The 16,592-nt window shown below is 59.9% G+C and carries 14 protein-coding genes, 2 tRNA genes and 2 pseudogenes; 12 read left to right on the forward strand and 6 right to left on the reverse strand.

What is annotated here, in order from left to right:
* The first annotated feature begins 8 nt into the window (after window positions 1-8).
* Window positions 9-1,079 (forward strand): AI-2E family transporter, encoded by a 1,071-nt coding sequence (locus ACZRKZ_RS03845; RefSeq protein WP_463980742.1) that lies wholly within the window; start codon window positions 9-11, stop codon window positions 1,077-1,079.
* Here the strand turns inward: ACZRKZ_RS03845 and ACZRKZ_RS03850 are convergent, their stop codons facing one another.
* The gene (locus tag ACZRKZ_RS03850; RefSeq protein WP_463980743.1) at window positions 1,080-2,126 is read right to left on the reverse strand and encodes a sensor histidine kinase; all 1,047 of its coding nucleotides are present in this window, start codon (window positions 2,124-2,126) and stop codon (window positions 1,080-1,082) included.
* Window positions 2,126-2,890, reverse strand: coding sequence for a response regulator (locus ACZRKZ_RS03855; RefSeq protein WP_463980744.1), 765 nt, complete (start codon window positions 2,888-2,890; stop codon window positions 2,126-2,128). The genes ACZRKZ_RS03850 and ACZRKZ_RS03855 overlap by 1 nt, the downstream gene beginning before the upstream one ends.
* 302 nt (window positions 2,891-3,192) lie before the next feature.
* Between ACZRKZ_RS03855 and pyrF the strand changes: the two genes are divergently transcribed.
* Entirely contained in the window at window positions 3,193-3,891 is a 699-nt protein-coding gene (gene pyrF, locus ACZRKZ_RS03860; RefSeq protein ID WP_149411479.1) for an orotidine-5'-phosphate decarboxylase, read from the forward strand.
* Window positions 3,892-4,055: 164 nt separating this feature from the next.
* Here the strand turns inward: pyrF and ACZRKZ_RS03865 are convergent, their stop codons facing one another.
* Window positions 4,056-5,063 (reverse strand): NADP-dependent oxidoreductase, encoded by a 1,008-nt coding sequence (locus ACZRKZ_RS03865; protein ID WP_463980745.1) that lies wholly within the window; start codon window positions 5,061-5,063, stop codon window positions 4,056-4,058.
* 224 nt (window positions 5,064-5,287) lie between these two features.
* On the opposite strand from ACZRKZ_RS03865, the gene ACZRKZ_RS03870 reads away from it, so the two are divergent.
* From ACZRKZ_RS03870 to ACZRKZ_RS03885, 4 genes and pseudogenes are all read left to right on the forward strand, one after another.
* Window positions 5,288-6,049, forward strand: coding sequence for an SDR family oxidoreductase (locus tag ACZRKZ_RS03870; protein ID WP_463980746.1), 762 nt, complete (start codon window positions 5,288-5,290; stop codon window positions 6,047-6,049).
* A gap of 44 nt (window positions 6,050-6,093) precedes the next feature.
* Window positions 6,094-6,540 (forward strand): annotated as a pseudogene (locus ACZRKZ_RS03875) (aminotransferase class I/II-fold pyridoxal phosphate-dependent enzyme); the annotation flags it as partial.
* A 996-nt stretch (window positions 6,541-7,536) separates the two neighbouring features.
* Window positions 7,537-7,761 (forward strand): annotated as a pseudogene (locus ACZRKZ_RS03880) (HAMP domain-containing protein); the annotation flags it as partial.
* Between the two features lie 18 nt (window positions 7,762-7,779).
* Window positions 7,780-8,622 (forward strand): methyl-accepting chemotaxis protein, encoded by an 843-nt coding sequence (locus ACZRKZ_RS03885; protein WP_463980880.1) that lies wholly within the window; start codon window positions 7,780-7,782, stop codon window positions 8,620-8,622.
* A gap of 194 nt (window positions 8,623-8,816) precedes the next feature.
* Here the strand turns inward: ACZRKZ_RS03885 and ACZRKZ_RS03890 are convergent, their stop codons facing one another.
* Window positions 8,817-9,575, reverse strand: coding sequence for a hypothetical protein (locus tag ACZRKZ_RS03890; RefSeq protein ID WP_463980747.1), 759 nt, complete (start codon window positions 9,573-9,575; stop codon window positions 8,817-8,819).
* Between the two features lie 370 nt (window positions 9,576-9,945).
* Between ACZRKZ_RS03890 and ACZRKZ_RS03895 the strand changes: the two genes are divergently transcribed.
* A tRNA-Glu gene (locus tag ACZRKZ_RS03895) sits at window positions 9,946-10,021 on the forward strand.
* Between the two features lie 2 nt (window positions 10,022-10,023).
* Window positions 10,024-10,099, forward strand: a tRNA-Gly gene (locus ACZRKZ_RS03900).
* Window positions 10,100-10,233: 134 nt separating this feature from the next.
* On the opposite strand, the gene ACZRKZ_RS03905 is transcribed toward ACZRKZ_RS03900, so the two are convergent.
* Window positions 10,234-10,641, reverse strand: coding sequence for a PA2817 family protein (locus ACZRKZ_RS03905; protein WP_149411483.1), 408 nt, complete (start codon window positions 10,639-10,641; stop codon window positions 10,234-10,236).
* Window positions 10,642-10,715: 74 nt separating this feature from the next.
* Window positions 10,716-13,163, reverse strand: a complete 2,448-nt coding sequence (locus ACZRKZ_RS03910; protein ID WP_463980748.1) for an acyl-CoA dehydrogenase — start codon at window positions 13,161-13,163, stop codon at window positions 10,716-10,718.
* Window positions 13,164-13,364: 201 nt separating this feature from the next.
* On the opposite strand from ACZRKZ_RS03910, the gene ACZRKZ_RS03915 reads away from it, so the two are divergent.
* The 4 genes from ACZRKZ_RS03915 to ACZRKZ_RS03930 all read left to right on the forward strand — a co-directional run bounded on the left by ACZRKZ_RS03915 (window position 13,365) and on the right by ACZRKZ_RS03930 (window position 16,548).
* Window positions 13,365-14,024: a transglutaminase domain-containing protein gene (locus ACZRKZ_RS03915; protein WP_133099025.1), complete on the forward strand. Its 660-nt coding sequence runs from the start codon at window positions 13,365-13,367 to the stop codon at window positions 14,022-14,024.
* Between the two features lie 56 nt (window positions 14,025-14,080).
* Window positions 14,081-14,704 (forward strand): glutathione S-transferase family protein, encoded by a 624-nt coding sequence (locus tag ACZRKZ_RS03920; RefSeq protein ID WP_463980749.1) that lies wholly within the window; start codon window positions 14,081-14,083, stop codon window positions 14,702-14,704.
* A 135-nt stretch (window positions 14,705-14,839) separates the two neighbouring features.
* Entirely contained in the window at window positions 14,840-15,772 is a 933-nt protein-coding gene (locus ACZRKZ_RS03925) for an ABC transporter ATP-binding protein (RefSeq protein ID WP_463969709.1), read from the forward strand.
* Window positions 15,769-16,548: an ABC transporter permease gene (locus tag ACZRKZ_RS03930; RefSeq protein ID WP_463969710.1), complete on the forward strand. Its 780-nt coding sequence runs from the start codon at window positions 15,769-15,771 to the stop codon at window positions 16,546-16,548. Before ACZRKZ_RS03925 ends, ACZRKZ_RS03930 begins: the two co-directional genes overlap by 4 nt.
* Window positions 16,549-16,592: the final 44 nt, after the last annotated feature.

The raw sequence follows: 16,592 nt of genomic DNA on the forward strand, positions 1-16,592 counted from the left end.
GAAACCACATGCTCAACAACGATCGCCTGCTGGTGCAGATCCTGCTCCTGGTGCTATTTGGTGCCAGCTTCTGGGTGATGGCGCCGTTCTGGTCGGCGCTGTTCTGGGGCGCGGTGCTGGCCTTTGCCAGTTGGCCGTTGATGCGCCTGCTGACCCGCTGGCTGAAGGGCCGAGAATCCCTGGCTGCCGGGGTCCTGACGCTGGGCTGGATGCTGCTGGTCGCTGTGCCTCTGGTTTGGCTGGGATTCAACCTGGCCGACCATGTGCGTGATGCCGTGGTGCTTATCAAGGACATCCAGGTCGACGGCTTGCCCGAAGCGCCAAGCTGGCTGGGCTCACTTCCCTTTGTCGGCGAGCGGCTGGTGGGCCTGTGGGACAGCATCGACCAGCAGGGCGCTGCCTTGATGGTGACCCTCAAGCCGTACCTGGGGCAGGTCGGCAACTGGTTGCTGGCCCGCAGTGCGCAGATTGGCGGCGGGATACTGGAGCTGACCCTGAGCCTGGTGTTCGTGTTCTTTTTCTACCGCGATGGGCCACGGCTGGCGATGTTCATCCATCGCTTGCTGGAGCGCCTGATTGGCGACCGCGCCGGTTACTACATCGAATTGGTGGCGGGTACGGTGCAGCGGGTGGTCAACGGTGTGATCGGCACCGCTGCGGCTCAGGCGGTGCTGGCACTGATCGGCTTCATGATCGCAGGTGTACCTGGGGCGTTGGTGCTGGGGGTCGTCACCTTCCTGCTCAGCCTGATCCCCATGGGCCCGCCGCTGGTGTGGATTCCGGCCACGGCCTGGTTGGCCTGGAAGGGCGATTACACCTACGCGGTATTCCTCGGTGTTTGGGGCACTTTTATCATCAGCGGCGTCGACAATGTGCTCAAGCCGTACTTGATCAGCCGCGGCGGCAACCTGCCATTGGTGATCGTGCTGCTGGGGGTGTTCGGCGGGTTGATTGCGTTCGGCTTTATCGGTTTGTTTATCGGGCCGACCTTGTTGGCGGTGGCTTATAGCCTGTTGACCGATTGGAGTACGACGCAGGCTCAGGCGCGGCGAGAAGACAAGCCTGGTCAGCCTGAATGATCAGGCGCGGGGCAACCACATCACCGCCGTCAGCCCACCGCCTGGCGTCTCTTCCAGGCCCAGCTTTCCACCGAGCCGCTCCACCGCCTCCTTGGCGATGGTCATCCCCAGCCCTACGCCGCCGGAGTTGCGGTTGCGCGAGCCTTCCAGGCGATAAAACGGTTCAAACACCGCTTCGCGCTTGTCGGCGACAATTCCCGGCCCATGGTCGATCACTCTGATCACCAGCGCCTGGGGACTGTCCGCCAGCTCGATGCGGGCAGTGCCGGCATAGCGCAGCGCGTTATCCAGCAGATTATTCAGGCATGAGCGCAGGGCCATCGGCTGCACCTGCAACGGCACGGATTCACCGCTGCATTGAACGTCCGAGCCCTGGTCCTGGGCGTTTTCGCTGAGCGACTGCACCAGCGCCTGGACGTCCAGCCACTGTCGGCTTTCGCCGGTGCGTTGTTCGTGCAGGTAGCTGAGGGTGGCATCGAGCATGCCGATCATGTCGTTCAGGTCCTGGCGCATCTGGCCCTGCAACTTTGTGTCCTCGACCTGTTCCAGGCGCAGCTTGAGCCGTGACAGCGGGGTGCGCAGGTCGTGGGAGACGGCGCCAAGCATGCGTGCCCGTTGGCTGACCTGCTCGCGGATACGTTTTTGCATCATGTTAAACGTCGACGCCGCTTGTCGGGCTTCCCGAGGGCCGGATTCGCTCAGTGGCGGGCTGTCCAGATCAAGGCTCAAGCGCTCGGCCGCCGCGCTCAAGCGCTGGATCGGCCGGCTGAGCAGCTTGGCGCCGTACCAGGCCGCGATGATCAGCGAGATAAACTGAAAGGTCAGTGGCACCAGCGGGCCGCCAAACCAGGGGCGCGTAGGGTGCTTGCGCAGCAGGGTTGGCGTCGTGCCGTCTGCTTGTTCCAGCGTCGCCTCGGCTGACTCTGGGGGCGGCGGAGGAGGGTCATAGTGGTGAAACCAGAAGATGGCGAGCACATGGGCCAGTACGATGGCCACCAGCAACACACCGAACAACCGGCCGAACAGGGTGTTGAAGGCGTTGCGCATCAGCCGATATCCCGGGCGTCGAACAGGTAGCCTTCGCCGCGCACGGTCTTGATCAATTGCGGGGCTTTGGGGTCATCGCCCAGTTTTTGCCGCAAGCGCGAGACCAGCAGGTCGATGCTGCGATCAAAGGCTTCGATGGAGCGACCACGGGCCGCATCCAGCAGTTGTTCGCGGCTCAATACCCGGCGCGGGCGTTCGATGAATACCAACAGCAAGCGAAACTCGGCGTTGGACAGCGGCACTACCAGGCCGTCATCGGCCACCAGTTGGCGCAGCACGCTGTTGAGTCGCCAGTTGTCGAAACGGATATTGGCCCGCTGTTCAGTGCGGTCATCGCGTACCCGGCGCAGGATGGTCTGGATGCGCGCCACCAGTTCTCGGGGTTCGAAGGGCTTGGACATGTAATCGTCGGCCCCCAGTTCCAGGCCAATGATGCGGTCGGTGGGTTCACAGCGGGCGGTGAGCATCAGGATCGGGATGTCCGACTCGGCCCGCAGCCAGCGGCACAGCGACAAGCCGTCTTCGCCGGGCAGCATCAGGTCGAGTACCACCACGTCGAAGGTTTCGGCTTGCATGGCCTGGCGCATGGCGGTGCCGTCGGTCACGCCGCTGGCGAGAATATTGAAGCGCGCCAGGTAATCGATCAGCAGTTCGCGGATTGGCACATCGTCGTCGACGATCAGCGCGCGGGTGTTCCAGCGTTTTTCATCAGCGGGAATCGCGCCTTTTTGCTCGTTATTCAGCAGAACGGAAGGGGTATGCATGGTGCGATCATCTGCCTGGTTGGCCGCCATGCCCAGAGACGGCGGCTAGGTTGTTGCGTTCAGCATAGGCGCCCAGCCCGATGGCTGGAAGTGCTGGACTTTCGGGTCTTGCGAGGGAGGCTAAGCTGCGGGGGTATTGCAGGCATGTCATGAATGTATCGGCTTTGAAATATATTCCCGGCGACCGATAATATTGGCCATTAATGCGCGGAACCTGAGGATTTACCGATCATCGGACCCCGCAAAGGCGCTGCTTGCGCTACAATCCGCGCCGATTTCGACTTGCCTGAGAGCCCATTCCAATGTCCGTCTGCCAGACTCCTATCATCGTCGCCCTGGATTACCCCACCCGTGACGCCGCACTGAAGCTGGCTGACCAGTTGGACCCCAAGCTTTGCCGGGTCAAGGTCGGCAAGGAACTGTTCACCAGTTGCGCCGCGGAAATCGTCGGTACTCTGCGTGACAAAGGTTTTGAGGTGTTCCTGGACCTTAAATTCCACGACATCCCCAACACCACCGCCATGGCGGTCAAGGCCGCCGCCGAAATGGGCGTGTGGATGGTCAATGTGCACTGCTCCGGCGGCCTGCGCATGATGGCCGCCTGCCGTGAAGTGCTGGATCAGCGCAGCGGTCCCAAACCGCTGTTGATTGGCGTGACCGTGCTGACCAGCATGGAGCGTGAAGACCTGGCCGGGATCGGCCTGGATATCGAGCCACAGGAGCAAGTGCTGCGCCTGGCTGCATTGGCGCAGAAAGCGGGTCTGGACGGTCTGGTTTGCTCGGCACTGGAAGCCCAGGCGTTGAAAGCCGCCCACCCATCGCTGCAATTGGTCACTCCAGGGATTCGCCCGGCGGGCAGCGCCCAGGACGACCAGCGCCGTATCCTGACCCCACGCCAGGCGCTGGATGCCGGCTCCGATTACCTGGTGATCGGGCGCCCGATCAGCCAGGCGGCCGACCCGGCCAAGGCCCTGGCGGCGGTGGTGGCCGAGATCGCCTGACTCACTCGATCTCAAGGAAGGCTTGGTCAATGGGTGAACCGGGCTTGCCTGCGATGCAGGCGACCCGGTCTTTCAGTAACACCGAGGCGCTGCTATCGCCGCGATGCAGCGATCCGACCAGCCAGCTCCCACACTGACCATGCCCACTGGGTTGGGGCGGTGTATCAGTTGACCTTCAACACCAACTTCCCAAAGTTCTCCCCGTTGAACAATTTCATCAACGTTTCAGGGAACGTCTCCAGCCCTTCGACGATATCTTCCTTGCTCTTGAGCTTGCCCTGCGCCATCCAGCCGGCCATCTCCTGCCCGGCGGCGGCAAAGTTCGTCGCATGATCCATCACCACAAAACCTTCCATGCGCGCCCGATTGACCAGCAATGACAGGTAGTTGGCCGGCCCTTTCACGGCCTCTTTATTGTTGTACTGGCTGATGGCGCCACAGATCACTACCCGTGCTTTCAGCGCCAGGCGGCTCAGTACTGCGTCGAGAATGTCGCCGCCGACGTTGTCGAAGTACACGTCCACACCTTTCGGGCATTCGCGTTTGAGTCCGGCGTGGACGTCTTCGTTTTTGTAGTCGATGGCGGCGTCGAAGCCCAGTTCATCCACCAGGAATTTGCACTTGTCTGCACCGCCGGCAATCCCCACCACGCGGCAACCTTTGATCTTGGCGATTTGCCCGGCAATGCTGCCGACCGCACCGGCCGCACCGGAAATGACCACGGTCTCCCCGGCCTTTGGGGCACCGGTGTCGAGCAGGGCGAAGTAGGCGGTCATGCCGGTCATGCCCAACGCTGACAGATAACGTGGCAGTGGTGCCAGTTTTGGGTCGACCTTGTAGAAACCACGGGGCTCTCCCAGGAAGTAATCCTGTACACCCAAGGCGCCGTTGACGTAGTCCCCGACGGCGAATTTCGGATTGTTCGAGGCGATGACCTTGCCGACGCCCAGTGCCCGCATTACTTCGCCGATGCCTACCGGTGGAATGTAGGATTTACCTTCGTTCATCCAGCCGCGAATGGCTGGGTCAAGGGACAGGTATTCATTGCGCACCAGAACCTGGCCGTCCACAGGAGTACCCACCGGCACTTCCTGGTAAGTAAAGGTTTCCCGGGTGGCCGCGCCGACCGGACGTTTGGCGAGCAGAAATTGGCGGTTGGTCTGGGCAGTCATGGCAGGGACTCTCAATAAATGAACCTTGATTGATAGACCCTCTCGGCCTGAGGGGCAAGCGGTGCCGAGGGTGCGAATGGCCGTCGATACACTGCGCTGATAGTGATCCATGCTGGCTTATCACTACCACTCATGAGTACACAACCGGCCTTCTGATAGTGCTGACGCGCGGTTGCTGCCACTGGCTAGACTGGGCCAACAGGTATTCATCTAAGGACATAATCATGAGCATGATATTTTCCGGCCAGGTCGCCCTGGTGACCGGTGCGGCTGCGGGTATAGGCCGCGCTACGGCCCTGGCTTTTGCTGCAGAAGGCTTGAAAGTGGTGGTCGCCGATCTGGACGCGGCGGGCGGCGAGGGCACGGTCGCGCTGATCCACCAGGCCGGAGGCGAAGCGGTCTTCGTGCGTTGCAACGTCACCCTGGAAGCCGACGTGCAGCAGCTTATGCAGCAGGCTGTGGCTACCTATGGTCGGTTGGATTACGCCTTCAATAACGCCGGTATCGAGATTGAAAAAGGCAAGCTGGCCGACGGCAGCCTGGACGAGTTCGATGCCATCATGAGCGTCAACGTCAAGGGCGTGTGGTTGTGCATGAAATACCAGTTGCCTCTGCTCTTGGCCCAGGGCGGTGGGGCGATCGTCAACACGGCCTCGGTTGCCGGGTTGGGTGCGGCGCCGAAGATGAGTATCTATGCAGCTTCCAAGCACGCAGTGATTGGGCTGACCAAATCGGCGGCGATTGAGTATGCGAAGAAGAAAATCCGCGTCAATGCCGTGTGCCCGGCAGTGATCGACACCGACATGTTTCGCCGCGCCTATGAAGCCGACCCGAGAAAAGCCGAGTTTGCGGCGGCCATGCATCCGGTCGGGCGTATCGGTACGGTCGAGGAAGTCGCCAGTGCGGTCCTCTATTTGTGCAGCGACGGTGCTGCGTTCACCACGGGTCAGGCGCTCGCCGTCGACGGTGGTGCGACTGCCATTTAGGGGTCGATCGACAAGCCCTTGTACCGGTAGTGCAGCAAATCGTCAGCGCGGCGATCATTGTTCAACTGCTCAAGGTCAAAACCCTGACCGGCATCGGCACCTCGCGGTTCTCCGAGGCGGTAGTGGCCAGCCTTCTGGCCAATGGTACCTACCGCAAGTGGCTACAGCGCCTGCGTCGACGATTGAGCACGGAAATGGCGATGACCTTGCAGGTGCTGGAGGACGAGGAGTGGGAGGTCTTTGCCGTGCCGGCGGGTGGGATGTTCCTCTGGGCCAGGCCGAGCACAGGCGACAGGTCCATGCTGGAGGCGCGGGCCCACAAATTAAGGGTGTTGCTTTCACCAGGGCCGTTGTTCAGCCCAACGGGAGAAAACAGCGACTGGTTGCGCATCAATGTGGCCTATGCTTCTGATCAACGTGCCCTGGCGCTGTTCAAGGCTATGGGCCCTGCAGGATCGACCTCCACCATTCTGAAAGCGACGGGCATGTAGCTTTTTGCCATTATTCCGGCGCCAACGTCTTGTGCATCAGGGCCTCTCGTTGCGAATCTCGCTGTATGGACAGTGGGCTTGATGGCATTCGCCACTCCAAGAGGATTCAGTGCAATGATTTCGTCCGTGCAACGACGTTTTGCCAACCTCGGTATGGCAAGGAAACTGGGCCTGGGGTTTGCCTTGGTGCTGCTGCTGACGGCCTTGGTGGCTGCCATTGGCGTGTGGTCCCTGCAAACCATCGGGCAGCGGTTCGAAGGCCTCAAGGCCATGTCCTCGCTCAACAGTGGCCTGTTGAAGGTGCGCTTGATCGAGCAGGACTACGCACTGCACGCCGACCCCAAGTCCGTTGACGCCTTGCATGAAAGCGTCGATGCGTTGTTGGCCCAGGCGCAGATTCTCAAGGCGCAGTCTGCCGCCAACGTGCCGGTAATGACTGACGTGGAGCAGGCTCTGGGCGCCTATCGCAAGGCGTTTGACGAGTTTGTCGAACTGACCCAGGCCAAGGACCTGGCGCTGGAAATGGCCAGTTGGTCCGTCTCCAGCGTCTCCAATAACCTCGATGTGCTGCAGGCCGGGCTGGCCGATGATGGCGCTTATGGCCTAAAGGAAAGCCAGGGCAAGGAGGGCGCCGATTTTATCGAGCAGGCGGGTCAAGTCGGCCAGGTCTCGCGCTTGATGTTGCAAGCCATGAACGAAGCGCATGTGCGCCTGGATCAAAGCCGCAAGGGCGATGAGGAGAATGCCGGGCAAGGTAAGATCGAGCAGGCCGAGCAGGCCTTGGCCCAGGCCGAGCAACTGAAAACCACGGTCAAGGACCCCGGTTATCAAACGGTGCTCAATGAAGTGGCTGGGCATATCGCCGCCTTCAGCGAAAAACTCGGGGAATATACCGGCCTGCTGACCCAGGAAAAAGTGGTGTACCAGCAACTGCATGAGCGCGCCAACCAGGTCGTGTCACGCGTCAATCAGGCCTACGACGCCGAAGACCAATCGATGCAGGGGCAATTAAAGAAAAGCGCGTTGCTGATCATCGGTTCTTCGGCCCTGGCCTTGCTGGTGGGGCTGATTGCCGCGTGGGTGATCACCCGCTTGATTGTCGCGCCGTTGCGCAGCGTGATCGCCGTCGCCCAGCAAATTGCCGCAGGGGATCTCAGCGGTCGCATGGAAGTGAGCCGCCGCGATGAGATCGGCCAGCTCATGCTGGCGATGCAGCAGATGGGCAACGGTTTGAGCAGCATGGTCAGCGGCTTGCAGGCCGGTATCGAGCAATTGGCCAGTTCTGCCCATTCGTTGTCCAGCGTGACCGAGCAGACCAATATCGAAGTCAGCAGCCAGAAAGAAGAAACCGAACAAGTCGCCACGGCGATGAACCAGATGACTGCCACGGTGCACGACGTCGCGCGCAACGCCGAGGAGGCGGCCCAGGCGGCGCAGACAGCCGACGATAAGGTTGACAGTGGTCAGCGAGTGGTACGCCAGAGTCTGCAGCGCATCGAGCTGCTGGCCAGTTCTGCGACGTCCGCCAGTACCAGCATCGAGAGTTTGAGCGCAGAAATCCAGAACATCGGCACTGTGCTGGGTGTGATCAAAAGCGTGGCCGAACAGACTAATTTGCTGGCGCTCAATGCGGCCATCGAAGCTGCACGGGCAGGCGAGCAAGGGCGCGGATTTGCAGTAGTGGCCGATGAGGTTCGGGCGTTGGCCAAGCGGACCCAGCAATCGACCGAAGAAATTGAGCGGCTGGTAAGTACATTACGCGGCGCGGCGCAGTCTTCGGTGCAGCAAATCAAGCAGAGCGGTGAGCTGGTCAAGCTGGCCGTGAGCGACGCCCTTGAAACGGAAAGTGCCCTGGGCAGTATTGCAGCAGTGGTGTCGTTGATTCAGCAGATGAACCAACAGATCGCGGCGGCGGCTGAGGAGCAAAGCTCGGTGGCCGAAGAGATCAATCGCAGCGTCACCAGCATTCGTGCCAGTGCCGATCAATCGGCATTGAGCATGCAGGGCAATGCCGCGTCGAGCATTGAGCTGGCGCACTTGGGGGCAGAACTCAAAGGGATGGTCGGGCACTTCCGCCTTTGATCGCTGCGCGGGCGCAGCGATCACATATGGCGGTCCCATAGGTAGCTCTGGCCGAGCAGGGCGACCGGGCCTCTTTCGTTAACGCAATGAAGCGCACTTTTTACCCTGGTCGCGAGTGTGGGGATAGGTGCAAGGTGATGGCATGTGGCAAGCCCCTTGCCACAAAATACCCCCTGGTCACAGGGGAGGGGGTGTCAGTCGTAAATCGCCTTCTTCTTCCAGTCCGCATCCGCATCCACGACTTTCAAGCCTTCGGTCAACTCATTGACCTCATCTTCGGCGGGCTGGGTGTTGGTCAGCACCATAGAGTTGGCGCGGGCCAGTTGCTTTTCCAGGGACTGCAGTTGTTGGCGGTAGATGGCAGGCTCAGGCTGCTTGCGCAGATACTGGACTCCGCGCTCAAACGCCAAACGCGCCTGACCCGGTTGGGCCTGTTGCAAGGCATGCTGGCCGAGGTTGTTGAAGAATTCAATGTGCAGCAGCACCAGGATGTGGCGAATTTCCTTGATCCAGTGCTTGGCCTCATTGGTCGGCAAAAAGCCGTCCTGGGCTGCGCGCGTGACTTGGCCGTGCAGAGCTTCCAGCAGGAAGCGCACGTCCTTGGCCTTGGCCTCGGTCTGAATCGGCCCTGGTGGGTTATTAACCGGAATCGATTCGCCCTGAGCCACCAGCGCGTTCAGTTCCGCAATGCGTGCCTTGAGGGCGGCGCTGGATTTACTCAGGTGCAGCAGGCGTTGATTGGCGTTCAGTTCCAGGCGGGTCAGCAACAGCTTGAGCGCCGGGGTCATCAATTGGCCAGGGAAGGTCTCGGTGATTTCGCCACAGCGCCGCAGACGGTCATTGAGCTCGATCTGGGTCCGGGCCTTTTCCAGTTTGTTGTTTTCCACCACGTGGTTCATGTAGCCAATGGCGATCAGTATTACGATCCCGGCTATTACCAGCAGGGTGATCATGAGTGGTGTCACCGGTGTGACCTCTTTATTGGATGTGTGTTGAAGTGTAGTGATTGGTGCGTGTGGCGGATAGGACTGATCGACGAGCTGAGTCAGTCCTTCCTCTATATAAGTAAGTGGTACCTGTATGAATGCACATTGCCATCATTTGCTGGTGCGAACTATAACGTCTTGTAGGGCGCCAGAATATAGGCGCCAAACCTTGGGCGGCGAAAATGCCCGAGAGGGCCGGTAAAGAGCCGCGAAGTCATTGATTTAAATAAATTTATCCTTGGGGGTTGACGACACCCCAGTCCATCCATACAATGCGCGCCACTTACAGCGTAAAGCACACAGCAAAGCGCAGTTGAGTAGTGAATGTTGTACGCGTGTCCCCTTCGTCTAGTGGCCTAGGACACCGCCCTTTCACGGCGGTAACAGGGGTTCGAGTCCCCTAGGGGACGCCATTGCGGGAATAGCTCAGTTGGTAGAGCACGACCTTGCCAAGGTCGGGGTCGCGAGTTCGAGTCTCGTTTCCCGCTCCATATTTAACAAAAACGCCGCTCAGCAATGAGCGGCGTTTTTGTTTGTGCGTTTTTTATCTGGTGGAGTGCGGCGAGGGAGCCGACGTTGCGTTAATTGTGGAGCGAGCGTGCTCGCTCCTGCAGTTGATCGCTAATCAGTGCTTGGGCTGGTCATTGGACATGGCCAACAACTGCTTTTCCTGGTTCCAGTCAAACGGTTCGTCATTCTGCTCGGCTTCGAAGCGACGCTCTTCCAGGGCCTGATACAGGTCCAGTTCGTCGTCCGGCATGAAGTGCAGGCAATCACCGCCGAAGAACCACAGCAGGTCGCGCGGTACCAGATGGGCAATTTGCGGGTAGCGCAGGATGACCTGGCTCATCATGTCCTGGCCCAGGTACTGGCTTTCGATTGGGTCGATGGGCAGCAGGGCGCGCAGTTCGTCGAAACGCTCCAGGAACAGCGCGTGGCTTTCCTCGGGAACCTGTTCGGCTTCACCGACGGCAACCAGGATGCTGCGCAGGTGGTCGAGCAAGGCAAGATGATCGGCAACGACGTTGGACACGAGATAAGTCCTCAAGAGCAAAACGGGCGCGAGAGTATATAGCTCTCGCGCCCGCTTTTATATGACCGTTGGACTCAGCGGACTTTTCCTTCCGTTTGGGCCAGCTCTTCCTTGCTGAAGTCATCCACGTCGATCACCTTGCGTCGTGCCGCTTCGGCGTCACGCAGGGTTTGCGCTTCTGCCGGTTGCAGCACACCAGCTTGCAGCGCGGCGTCGATGGCATTTTCCCCTGCTGCCGGCTTGAGCTGGCCGCTCTTGAGGGCTGAGTGGAGTTTTTTCTGTAATGGATGGCTGGCGGCCAGCAGGTCGTAGGCATGTTGCAGTGCGCCCACCGGGTCCTCGGCCGATTGCGGGCGATAGCAGCCAGCCAGCAACTCTTCCAGGGTTGGATCGCCCTTGGCACGGCCAATCACAGCGGCGACTTCGGCATCCAGAGCGTCGGACGGGCCCTTGTGGCGACGACCGAACGGGAACACGATCACCCGCAGCAGGCAACCCAGCACCTTGTTCGGGAAGTTGCTCAGCAGTTCATCCAGTGCCCGCTCCGAATGGCCGAGGCTTTCTTCCATGGCCCAGGCGAACAACGGACGCAGATGATCGGGTGAGTCGAGGTCGTGGTAACGCTTGAGCGCCGCCGATGCCAGGTACATATGACTGAGCACATCCCCAAGGCGCGCCGACAGGCGTTCGCGGCGTTTAAGTTCGCCGCCCAGCAGCATCATGCTCAGGTCCGCCAGCAGGGCAAACGCAGCTGCCTGACGATTGAGGGCGCGGAAATAACCTTGGCTCAAACGGTTGCCAAGCGCTTTTTCGAAATGCCCGAAGCCCAGGTTCAGCACCAGGGTACTGGCGGCGTTACTCACGGCAAAACCGATGTGTTGCAGCAGCAGGCCATCGAACTCTTTCAGCGCCTGGTCATGGTCTTTGCGACCAGCCAGGGCCATCTCCTTGAGCACGAACGGATGGCAACGAATGGCTCCCTGGCCGAAGATCATCAGGTTGCGTGACAGAATATTTGCGCCTTCCACGGTGATGAAGATCGGCGCGCCTTGCCAGCTACGGCCCAAGTAGTTGTTGGGGCCCATGATGATGCCCTTGCCACCGTGTACGTCCATGGCGTGGCTGATGCACTCGCGACCGCGTTCGGTCAGGTGGTATTTGAGGATTGCCGACAGCACCGAGGGTTTTTCGCCCAAGTCTACCGCGTTGGCGGTGAGCATGCGCGCACTGTCCATCAGCCAGGCGTTGCCGCCGATACGGGCCAGGGCTTCCTGGATACCTTCAAAGGCTGACAGTGGTACGTTGAACTGTTCCCGCACCTGGGCGTATTGGCCAGTCACCAGGCTGGTGAACTTGGCTGCGCCAGTGCCGACAGCCGGCAGGGAAATCGAACGGCCCACCGACAGGCAATTCATCAGCATCATCCAGCCCTTGCCGAGCATTTCCTGGCCGCCGATAAGAAATTCCAGCGGGATAAATACATCCTTGCCGGAGTTAGGGCCGTTCATAAATGCCGCACCCAGCGGCAGATGACGGCGGCCAATCTCTACGCCGGGAGTTTCGGTGGGGATCAGCGCGAGGCTGATGCCCAGGTCTTCTTCATCGCCCAGCAGGTGATCCGGGTCGTAGGCCTTGAAGGCCAGGCCCAGCAAAGTGGCGACCGGGCCGAGGGTAATGTAGCGCTTTTCCCAATTCAGGCGCAGGCCCAGTGTTTCCTGGCCTTCCCATTCACCTTTGCAGATGACGCCGGTGTCGGGCATGGCACCGGCATCGGAGCCGGCCAGCGGGCCGGTAAGGGCGAAGCACGGAATATCATCGCCTCGGGCCAGGCGCGGCAGGTAGTGGTTGCGTTGTTCATCGGTGCCGTAATGCAGCAGCAGTTCGGCCGGGCCCAGTGAGTTGGGGACCATCACGGTGGAGGCGAGGTCGCCGCTGCGGGTCGCCAGCTTCATGGCGATCTGGGAGTGGGCGTAGGCCGAGAAACCCTTGCCGCCAAATTCCTTGGGGATGATCAGGGCAAAGAAGCCGTGCTGCTTGATGTGCTCCCAGGCGGCGGGCGGCAAGTCCATGGCCTGGCCGATTTCCCAGTCGCTGACCATGGCGCAAAGTTCTTCGGTAGGGCCGTCGATAAAAGCCTGCTCTTCTTCGGTCAACTGCACCTTTGGGTAGGCCAGCAGTTTGTCCCAGTCGGGGCGACCGCTGAACAGTTCGCCATCCCACCACACAGTGCCAGCGTCGATGGCGTCGCGCTCGGTCTCGGACATTGGCGGCAGGACTTTCTGAAACCAGTTGAACAGCGGCGCGGTGAAGTATTTGCGGCGCAGGTCCGGCAGCAGCAAGGGAGCGGCCACGACGGCGATCAGCACCCAGAAGACCAGCAGCAATCCGCCCGGCGCATGGCTGAAGGCGCCCATGGCCAGCAGGTAGACGGCGACCACACCCAGGGCGGGCAGGGGCGCGGTGCGGCGGTGTGCCAGGTAGGCAATGCCGACCACCAGAACCAGTATCCACAACAACAGCATATTCAATCCTCCGTGAAACCAGGGGCGAAATCACCTCAGAGCTTAGTCGGCATCCGAACAAATGGGTGATCAGGGTGTTACGTGGTGTGCCGGGCCATGTTGTTAAGACATGGGTGTCAGGCGCCGACATTTGGCCGAATCGTCGTTATCCCAGGGCCGGACCTGTGGTTAGACTCCAGGCTTGCCTCGGAGATTAACCCCATGAATGCGTACTTGAGTCCTAGCCGCTTCATCGATAGTGACCACCCGGCGGTGGTGGAGTTCGCCGAAAAACACCGCGGTTCGAGTGCTGATCCCTGTGACCAGGCAGTCAGTCTTTATTACGCCGTACGCGAGGCGGTGCGCTACAACCCTTACACCTTCAGCCGCGATCCGCAAACCCTGAGTGGCAGTTACGCCTTGGCTGCCGGCCAAAGCTATTGCGTGCCCAAGGCCACCCTGCTTGCTGCGTGCGCCAGGCATTGCGGCATACCGTCGCGCATCGGCCTGGCCGACGTGCGCAATCACCTGTCGACGCCGCGTTTGATCGAATTGCTCAGAAGCGACGTGTTCGCCATGCACGGCTACACCGAGTTGTATTTGCAGGGGCGCTGGGTCAAGGCCACGCCGGCGTTCAACCAGCAACTGTGTGAATTGTTCGACGTGCCGCCGCTGGATTTCGACGGTATCAACGACAGTGTTTTCCACCCGTTCAACCGTAAGGGCCAACGCTCCATGGAGTACGTGGTGGACCACGGGCAATTTGCCGATGTGCCCGAGGAATTCTTCTTCGCTCATCTGGAGAAATGTTACCCGCACCTGTTTGGCGAGCAGATGCCGATCCTGCTGGGGGACATGCAGAGCGATTTGAGCAAGGCGTGAACCGGCGTATGCTGCCTCGGCATTCATCCACCATGTTCATCAAGTCAGGGGCGGTCATGCTGAAAATCTGGGGTCGTAAAAATTCGTCAAATGTCAGGAAGGCACTGTGGTGCGCCGAGGAACTCGGCCTGGACTATGAGGCAATTGATGCGGGCGGGGCTTTTGGTGTGGTCGATACGCCGCAATACCGGGCGTTGAACCCGAATGGCCGGGTGCCGCTGATCGAAGATGGCGATTTTGTGTTGTGGGAATCCAACACCATCGTGCGTTATCTGGCCGCGCGCCATGCTGCGGATTCGAACTGGTACCCCGGCGATCTGCAAGCGCGAGCCAACGCTGAAAAATGGATGGACTGGACCACGTCCACCTTCGCTGAACCGTTCAAGATCGTATTCTGGGGCGTGTTGCGTACCCCAGCCGGAAAGCAAAACTGGGACAGCATCCACGCCGGGCGCCAAGCCTGCATCGATGTATTGCAGACGGTGGACCAGGCCCTGGCCACGCAACCCTACCTGTCGGGTGCCGAGATCGGCATGGGCGACATCCCCTTGGGCAGCTTTATTTACGCCTGGTTCGAGATGCCTATCGAGCGGCCCCCAATGCCCAGTCTAGAGGCCTGGTACCAGCGTCTTTGCCAGCGTCCGGCCTATCAAAAAGCGGTTATGACCGCGTTGACTTAATACTGACTATTAATACAGGTGACTGTACTTGTACGGCGCGGGCACGCACCATGGCTGTCATGCGCCGGCGTTGTATTGTCGGCCGCCTGCCCTTATTTAATAAGTAACTTCCTTCTTCTTGGTGCGTAATCCGATATGAGTTCCGCTCTGTCCATCCGGCAGCTAACCAAAACCTACGGCAACGGTTTCCAGGCCCTGAGTGGTATCGATCTGGATGTTGCCGAAGGTGATTTCTTCGCCTTGCTCGGCCCCAACGGCGCCGGCAAATCCACCACCATCGGCATTCTCTCGACACTGGTGAACAAGACCAGCGGCACGGTGAATATCTTTGGCCACGACCTGGATAAATCCCCGGCCGCGCTCAAGCGCTGCATTGGCGTGGTGCCCCAGGAGTTCAACTTCAACCAGTTTGAAAAGACCTTCGATATCGTCGTGACCCAGGCTGGCTACTACGGCATCCCTCCGAAAATTGCCAAGGAGCGCGCCGAGCAGTACCTGACGCAACTGGGCCTGTGGGACAAGCGCGACGTACCTTCACGTTCTCTGTCCGGCGGCATGAAGCGCCGCCTGATGATCGCCCGCGCCCTGGTTCACGAACCGCGCCTGCTGATCCTTGACGAACCGACGGCGGGGGTAGACATCGAGCTGCGTCGCTCGATGTGGACCTTCCTCACCGAGCTGAACGAGAAAGGCATCACCATCATCCTCACCACCCATTACCTGGAAGAGGCTGAGCAGTTGTGCCGCAACATCGGCATCATCGACCACGGCACCATTGTCGAAAACACGAGCATGCGTCAGTTGCTCGGCCAGCTGCACGTCGAGACTTTTCTGCTGGACCTGAAATACGACATGACGGTGCCACCGCAGTTGATCGGCTACCCGAATCGCCTGGTGGACAGCCACACCCTGGAAGTCCAGGTGGATAAAGCCGTGGGCATCACCGCGTTGTTCGGCCAACTGGCTACCCAGAACATCGAAGTGCTGAGCCTGCGCAATAAAACCAATCGCCTTGAGGAGTTGTTCGTGTCCCTGGTGGAGAAAAATCTGGCGAAGGTGGCGGTATGAGTTCCGAACTGCAACCCAACCTCGTTGCCCTCAATACTATCGTCTACCGCGAAGTGAAGCGCTTTACCCGGATCTGGCCGCAAACCCTGCTGCCGCCAGCGATCACCATGGTTTTGTACTTCGTGATTTTCGGTAACCTGATCGGCCGGCAGATCGGTGACATGGGTGGTTTCACCTACATGGAATACATCGTGCCGGGGCTGATCATGATGTCGGTGATCACCAACTCCTACGGCAATGTGGTCTCCAGTTTCTTCGGCAGCAAGTTCCAGCGTTCCATCGAGGAATTGATGGTCTCGCCGGTCTCGCCCCACACCATTCTGATTGGCTACACCGTGGGCGGCGTGCTCCGCGGTTTGATGGTCGGGGTGATCGTGACCCTGCTGTCGCTGTTCTTTACCGATCTGCAGGTGCATCACCTGGGCGTCACCATTTTGGTGGTGGTACTGACGGCGACAATCTTCTCGCTGCTGGGCTTCATCAATGCGGTATTTGCGCGCAACTTTGATGACATCTCCATTATCCCGACCTTTGTGCTAACGCCACTGACTTACCTGGGTGGGGTGTTTTACTCGATTACCCTACTGCCGCCGTTCTGGCAGACGGTGTCGTTGGCCAACCCGGTGTTGCATATGGTCAACGCGTTTCGCTACGGGATTCTTGGGGTTTCGGATATCAAGATCGGTGTGGCAATCACCTTCATGCTCGTAGCGACCGTGGTGCTGTATCTGGGCTGTGCGCGGTTGCTGGTGAGTGGGCGTGGGATGCGCACGTGACAGTGATGTGGGATAGCAAAACGGCCTCTAGATGAGGCCGTTTT

The sequence above is a fragment of the Pseudomonas sp. c313 genome, from assembly GCF_055407145.1.

Excerpts from the sequence above, each read along its gene's own strand:
- ACZRKZ_RS03920 (WP_463980749.1), top strand. The coding sequence starts at position 14,081 with ATGCTGAAAATCTGGGGTCGTAAAAATTCGTCAAATGTCAGGAAGGCA.
- ACZRKZ_RS03890 (WP_463980747.1), bottom strand. The coding sequence starts at position 9,575 with ATGATCACCCTGCTGGTAATAGCCGGGATCGTAATACTGATCGCCATT.
- ACZRKZ_RS03865 (WP_463980745.1), bottom strand. The coding sequence starts at position 5,063 with ATGACTGCCCAGACCAACCGCCAATTTCTGCTCGCCAAACGTCCGGTC.
- ACZRKZ_RS03910 (WP_463980748.1), bottom strand. The coding sequence starts at position 13,163 with ATGCTGTTGTTGTGGATACTGGTTCTGGTGGTCGGCATTGCCTACCTG.
- ACZRKZ_RS03915 (WP_133099025.1), top strand. The coding sequence starts at position 13,365 with ATGAATGCGTACTTGAGTCCTAGCCGCTTCATCGATAGTGACCACCCG.
- ACZRKZ_RS03855 (WP_463980744.1), bottom strand. The coding sequence starts at position 2,890 with ATGCATACCCCTTCCGTTCTGCTGAATAACGAGCAAAAAGGCGCGATT.
- ACZRKZ_RS03925 (WP_463969709.1), top strand. The coding sequence starts at position 14,840 with ATGAGTTCCGCTCTGTCCATCCGGCAGCTAACCAAAACCTACGGCAAC.
- ACZRKZ_RS03850 (WP_463980743.1), bottom strand. The coding sequence starts at position 2,126 with ATGCGCAACGCCTTCAACACCCTGTTCGGCCGGTTGTTCGGTGTGTTG.
- ACZRKZ_RS03870 (WP_463980746.1), top strand. The coding sequence starts at position 5,288 with ATGAGCATGATATTTTCCGGCCAGGTCGCCCTGGTGACCGGTGCGGCT.
- ACZRKZ_RS03885 (WP_463980880.1), top strand. The coding sequence starts at position 7,780 with ATGGTCAGCGGCTTGCAGGCCGGTATCGAGCAATTGGCCAGTTCTGCC.
- ACZRKZ_RS03845 (WP_463980742.1), top strand. The coding sequence starts at position 9 with ATGCTCAACAACGATCGCCTGCTGGTGCAGATCCTGCTCCTGGTGCTA.
- ACZRKZ_RS03930 (WP_463969710.1), top strand. The coding sequence starts at position 15,769 with ATGAGTTCCGAACTGCAACCCAACCTCGTTGCCCTCAATACTATCGTC.
- pyrF (WP_149411479.1), top strand. The coding sequence starts at position 3,193 with ATGTCCGTCTGCCAGACTCCTATCATCGTCGCCCTGGATTACCCCACC.